Below are 5,834 nucleotides of genomic sequence, written 5' to 3'. Positions count from 1 at the left end.
GCTCACGCTCGGCCAGTGCTTCGAGCAGATCGGCCGAGGGCACGAAAAACAGGCCGCCGGTGACGGCGGTGCTGAAGTCGAGCAAGCGGTCGTAGTTGCCGACCGGGCGGCCGACGAACATGTTTTCCAGCATCTGCTCCAACGGCTGCGGTGAACGCGCATAACCGATGAAGTAGGTGCCGAACTCCCCGGCACCGGGACGGCCAAAGGGCATGTTGTCGCGCAGGATTTTGACTTCTTCGCCGTTCTCGTCGGTGATCACCGTCAACGCGCTGTGGGAGTTGCTCGGCTTGGCCTCGTCATCCAGTTCGATGTCCGACAGTTTGGTGCGCCCGATCACCTTCTCCTGGGCCTCCACAGTCAGGCCGTTCCAGGCGCTCATGTTGTGCAGGTATTTCTGCACCAGCACATAGCTGCCGCCACTGAACCCGGCGTCTTCGTCACCGACAATCGTGAACGCTTCGGCCTTGCGCCCCACCGGGTTCTCGGTGCCGTCGACAAAGCCGATGATGCTGCGCAGCTCGAAGTAGCGGAAACCCTGGACCTCATCCACCACCTTGACGCTGTCGCCCAACGCGGCCATCACGTGCGTGGCCAGTTCGAAGCACAGGTCCATCTGGTCGGCGCGAATGTGCAGCAGGAGGTCGCCCGGTGTCGACAGCGCCCTGCGCCCTTGCACACCGAATTCGCGAAAGGGATGCAGCGCCGCCGGGCGCGGCGCACCAAACAGCAGGTCCCACGCATCCGAACCAAACCCGCAGACACAGGTGAGGTTGCCCGACGGCACCCGCTTGCCCACCGAGCGCACCAGCCCGGCGATGTCTGCGCACCAGCCACGCACGGTGTCGAGGTTGCCGGGGGTCAGGGTGGCAACCATGAAAATCGCACTGCGGGTGATCGGGTGGCAAACGGACTGCGGCTCAAGGGGCGGTTGAACGGGGCATGTCTTCATGAAGGGGTCCACGGGCTAGGGGCGAATTGAACCCGCGCAGATTAGCAGATCATCCCTGACAGCTGCGCCACACCTCGCGAATCAGCGCCTGCATCTGCAGCGCCTCGGCCCAGCGATCGCTGATTTCGCGGCCATCGGCGCCGGTGATCGCATAGGGCGGCGGGCCCAGTTCACAGGTGAAGGACAGGCTGTGCGGCGTGTCGGCACGCGCCAGCCAATGTTCGATCCCGTAGCGCCACCAGCCGGTAAAGCGCTCCACCCAGGCCTGGTGCTGAGGGAATGCCAAGGACACCTGGACGTGCTCACTGCTGGCCACACGGCCATGAAAGCCCCAGCTATGACGCAGAATCTCGCGGATCTGCTCGTCATCTTCCACGGCGCCTGGCTCTGGCAACTCACGACCGACGACGTAGTGGGACAGGTCGGCCAGCAGCTTCAGGTCGGGCATTTGCGCCAGCAGGTCGAGGGTGAACAGCAAGTCGCTGGTGAGGCGATAACGGTGGGTTTCCAGCAGCACCGGAAAGTCCACCTGCTCGGCCAGGCGCTGCCAGCCTTCGACCAGCCTGCCCGCCTCGGCCTGGGTGCGTGGGCGCACATCGGCTTGCAGGGTGAGGTGGTGACAGCCGTAGCGGCTGATCACATCGAGTGCCGCGGCGAGGTCATCCACCGACTGTGGAAACAGCTGGCCTTCAACCTGCAAGCCCCTGGCCGTGGCGGCTCCGTGCAGGCGCGCGACGTCGGCGGGTTTCCAGTAATGGTCGGTGATGCCGTCGAAACCGGCAGCGGCGATGCGGTCCAACTGGGCCTCAAGAGGCCCCGGTTCGGTTTGCATGGCCCACAGGGATTGGAACACCAGAAATTGGCGCATATCAGCCTCGCAGCATATGTTTGAGGGACAGCTCAGGGTCGGCCAGGCTGGCCTCGTTTAATGGCCTGCCGGTGATGATCAGGCGCTCGCACAGCTTGATGTCTTTGGCCACGCTGTTACCGCGTGCCCAGCCGCAGGCACCTTGCAAACGGTGCTCGGCGTCGAGGTAGAACAACAGCAACCCGGCGCCCGGCAGCACGCGGCTGACGGTCAGCGGCGTGATCACACCCACGGTCTGCAAACCCCAGTCATATTGGTCCGACCAGAAGCCCGGAACGGCGTCGAACGCCACGTCACGGCCGAGCATCGTCAACGCGGCATGCCGCCCCTGGGCCTCGGCGTTCCGCCAGGTTTCCTGGCGCTGGTACTGGCCGGCCAGGCGAAACTCACACACATCGCCGGCCGCATAGATATCCGCCACGCTGGTGCGCAGGTGCGCGTCGACGCGAATGCCCTGGCCCACCTCCAGCCCCGCCGCTGCGGCCAGTTCGGTATTGGGCTGCATACCGATGCCGACCACCACCAGGTCGCACGCCAGCCGCTGCCCGTCCGCCAACAACACAGCGTCGGCCTCGATGGACGCCAGCGACACGTTCAAGCGAACGTCCACACCCTGCCCGCGATGCAGATCGAGCAAGGCGTGCGAGATAACCGCAGGCAACACCCGGCCGGCCAGCCTTGGCCCGGCTTCGAGCAACGTCACCGCGCAGCCCAGGCCGCGTGCCGTCGCCGCCACTTCCAGGCCGATAAACCCGCCGCCCACCACTACCAGGCGCGTGCCGGGGCGTAACGCAGCGCGCAACGCCAAAGCTTCGTCGTGGGTGCGCAGGTAAAGCACGTTGGCCTGTTCCTGCGGCAAGCGCCGCGCCCTGCCCCCGGTCGCCAGCAGCAACCCCGCGTAGGGCAGCCATTCGCCGTCGGCCAGTTGCAGGCGGTGGCGCTGAGGTTCCACGCGGCTCACCGGGTTGCCCGCGATGTGCTCGATGCCCAACTCGGCAAGGCGCGTGCTGTCGCACAGGCTGCACCCGGCCAGGTCCGCCGTGCCTTGCAACAGGCCTTTGGACAACGGCGGCCGTTCGTAGGGCGCGTGCGGTTCATCGCCAATCAGGATGAGGCGCCCGGTATAGCCTTCTTCGCGCAAGGTCAGCGCCGCACGGCCACCGGCGTGGCCGGCGCCGACAATGATCAGCGCGTCGTGCTTCAGTGCGTTGTTCATCATCACGCCGTGACGGCGAGTAACACCCGCCCCGCTTCAACCCGCACCGGGTAGGTCTTGAGGTTGACGCACACCGGGGCGCCGAGGGCCTTGCCGGAGCGGTAGTCAAAGCGCCCGTTGTGCTTGGGGCACTCAATCACGTGGTCCATCACCAGGCCGTCGGCCAAGTGGATTTTTTCGTGGGTGCACAGGCCGGCGGTGGCGAAAAACTCATTCTCGGCCGAGCGGTACACCGCGTAAGTGTGTGCACCGTGGTCGAAGCGCAGCACGTCTTCTTCGTCTATTTCGCCCACGGCGCAGACGTCGATCCATTGATCGTTCATGGCGTTTTCTCTTGTTATTGAGTGGGATCAGCCAGCTGTGGCTTCTGCCTGCACCGGGGCACTGGCAGCCGGTTCGGCACGCGCGCCCAGGGGCCGCTGGATGAAATAGGTCGGGTCGCTGCGCTGCTTCCAGATCGTCGGGATGATTTCCTGGTAGGCCGCCAACAGGTTGGCGTACGGCGGCGGGCAGTCGTGGCGGATCTCTTCGTGCAGTTGCGCCAGGGCGTGGTACGGCACCATCGGGTACATGTGGTGTTCGAGGTGGTAGTTCATGTCCATGTAGATAAAGCGCAACACGCGGTTCATGTAGATGGTGCGGCAGTTGCTGCGGTGGTCGAGCACGTCTTCGGCCAGGCCCACGTGCTGGGTCAGGCCAAACACGTAGCCGAGCCAGGCACCGTAGAGGCTCGGCAGGCCCACCAGCATCAGGGGCAGCCAGCTGTGCAGGTACAACGCGGTGCCGACGACGACCGCATAGATACCGACCCAGATGCGCGCCGCGCGGAACACCTTGGACCACTCGGACTCGGGAATGAAGTCTTGCTCCTGGGCGCTCATCTGGCCCATGGCATGGCGCGCCACCCCGCTGAAGGTCTTCCACGCGAGTGGCAGATTGAACAGGCTCAAGCCCATCATCAACAGGCTCGGCGGGCGCGGTTCGACGATCTCCGGGTCACGGCCGACGACGATGGTGTCGGTGTGGTGCCGGGCATGGCTCCAGCGCCACACATGCGGTTCGAAAATGCACATGAAGCTCGCCACCTGGTACAGCACGTCGTTCATCCAGCGGGTCTTGAACGCGGTGCCATGCCCGGTTTCGTGCCAGCGCGGGTTGGACGCGGTGCCATACAGCACGCCATAAACGACGAAGAACGGCACGCAGGCCCAGGAACCCCAGAACCAGTAACCGCCAAAACCGCTGGCGAACAACGCGGCCACCCAGAGGGCGGTGTCGCGCAAGGCCGGGCCGTCGCGGCGCTGCATCAGCTCTTTCATGCGTTTACGCGAGATGGGGGATTGGTACCAACTGGCCGAGACCAGGCCTTTTTCGGCCGCGCGGGCAGCTTCGGGGCCGGTCAGGCTGTAGTCGCGCCGGGCGGGATGAGCGGTGTGTTCAGGCATTGTTATTGTTCTCCGCAAGCGAGGTTTTCAAGTGCTGTGCGAAACAAACGATAGTGAACGGGTAAATCCTCCTCAAGGCCTTGAATCGATTCCCTATCAAGCTATCATCGGCTCCCAGCGGGGCTTGATAGTTTTCTATCAAGACGCTCAAGGGGCCCCTCATGAACAACAATAAACGCCCAACCATCGCCACCGTTGCCGCCCACGCCGGCCTGAGCGTGGCCACGGTCGACCGGGTCTTGAACGCCCGCGCACCGGTGACCGCAGAGACCGCCGAGCAGGTGTTCCAGGCTGCCGAAGCCGTGGGTTATTTCGCCGCGCGACTGATCGGCCAGCGCATTCGCGAACGCCGCCCCACTTACCGTTTCGGCATCCTGCTGCTGGGCACTGCCCAGGCGTTCTACGCGAACCTGGCCGAGTCGATCAGCGAGGCGGCGCAGGACCACGCGACGGCCAACCTGGCCTGCCAGTTCGAATACGTGTTCGACCGTTCGCCTGCCGCCATCGTCGCGCAGATCGAGCAGCTCGCCGTGCAGTGCGATGCGCTTGCCGTGGTCAGCTTTGCCCACCCGCTGATCAACGCCACCCTGGCGCAGATCCGTGATGCCGGGGTGCCGGTGGTCGCCCTGCTTTCGGACATCCACGAGCACGCCCTTGAACCCTACGTGGGCCAGGACAACCACGTGGTCGGGCGCACCATGGGCTGGCTGCTCGCGCGCACGTGCGGCGCACGCAAAGGCAGCGTCGGGATTTTGTTGGGCGGCCACCGCTTCCTGGGGCACCAGGCGCGGGTCGAAGGGTTGCACAGCTACCTCGCCGAACACGCCCCCGGGCTCAAGCCGTTGGAACCGTTAATCAACCTGGACAACTGCGACATCACCGAAGAAGCCACCCTCGACCTGATCAGCCGCCACAGCGACCTGCGCGGCCTCTGCGTGGTCGGCGGCGGTGGCGACGGCATCATCAGCGCCCTGGCGCAGTTGCCCAAGCGCCCGGCGCTGTGTTGCATTTTGCAGGAGTCGACCGAGTTGTCGCGCCAGGCCTTGAGTCGAGGGTTGATCGATGTGGTGATGGACTCGCAGCCGCGTCAGACCGCCACGGCGTTGGTGCAACTGTTGGTGCACTTGCAGACTGCCGAGGGGTTTGATCCTGTGGCGCATCGGGTGTATATCGCGCCGCAGATCGTGACGTCGGAAAACATCTGAGCGGGGGGCTTATTTAAGTTTGGGGTTGGGGGTATATCCGTTATTTGGGGTGGGGTTGATATGGGTTCCGCTCTTACAGCGGGTCACTTTTGAAAGGAGCCGGAATGCCGGCCCAGCCAAAAGTAACCAAAAGGCTCTTGCCCCTCCA

6 protein-coding genes are annotated in these 5,834 nt (G+C 64.6%); 1 reads left to right on the top strand and 5 read right to left on the bottom strand.

Translation table 11 applies throughout. The features are described from left to right. The 5 genes from WBB95_RS16930 to WBB95_RS16910 all read right to left on the bottom strand — a co-directional run. Positions 1–952, bottom strand: a 952-nt coding sequence (locus WBB95_RS16930; protein WP_424488642.1) for a Dyp-type peroxidase, incomplete at its 3' end; no start/stop codon positions are given. Positions 953–1,001: 49 nt separating this feature from the next. Continuing rightward, the gene (locus WBB95_RS16925) at positions 1,002–1,820 is read right to left on the bottom strand and encodes a sugar phosphate isomerase/epimerase family protein (RefSeq protein ID WP_424488641.1); all 819 of its coding nucleotides are present in this window, start codon (positions 1,818–1,820) and stop codon (positions 1,002–1,004) included. 1 nt (position 1,821) lies between these two features. After that, complete coding sequence (locus WBB95_RS16920) at positions 1,822–3,036, bottom strand: NAD(P)/FAD-dependent oxidoreductase (protein ID WP_424488640.1); 1,215 nt, start codon at positions 3,034–3,036, stop codon at positions 1,822–1,824. A gap of 2 nt (positions 3,037–3,038) precedes the next feature. Continuing rightward, complete coding sequence (locus WBB95_RS16915; protein ID WP_099491859.1) at positions 3,039–3,359, bottom strand: MocE family 2Fe-2S type ferredoxin; 321 nt, start codon at positions 3,357–3,359, stop codon at positions 3,039–3,041. A gap of 27 nt (positions 3,360–3,386) precedes the next feature. Then, positions 3,387–4,481: a fatty acid desaturase family protein gene (locus WBB95_RS16910; RefSeq protein ID WP_424488639.1), complete on the bottom strand. Its 1,095-nt coding sequence runs from the start codon at positions 4,479–4,481 to the stop codon at positions 3,387–3,389. Between the two features lie 161 nt (positions 4,482–4,642). Here WBB95_RS16910 and WBB95_RS16905 point away from each other — a divergent pair, with 161 nt between their 5' ends. Then, on the top strand, positions 4,643–5,686 hold the full coding sequence (locus tag WBB95_RS16905; protein ID WP_424488638.1) for a LacI family DNA-binding transcriptional regulator: 1,044 nt from the start codon (positions 4,643–4,645) through the stop codon (positions 5,684–5,686). Positions 5,687–5,834 lie beyond the last annotated feature (148 nt).

Origin of the sequence: Pseudomonas sp., from assembly GCF_049645325.1 — a bacterium.
In the GTDB taxonomy this organism is placed as follows: domain Bacteria; phylum Pseudomonadota; class Gammaproteobacteria; order Pseudomonadales; family Pseudomonadaceae; genus Aquipseudomonas.
This window is presented reverse-complemented; position numbering and strand designations above follow the sequence as displayed.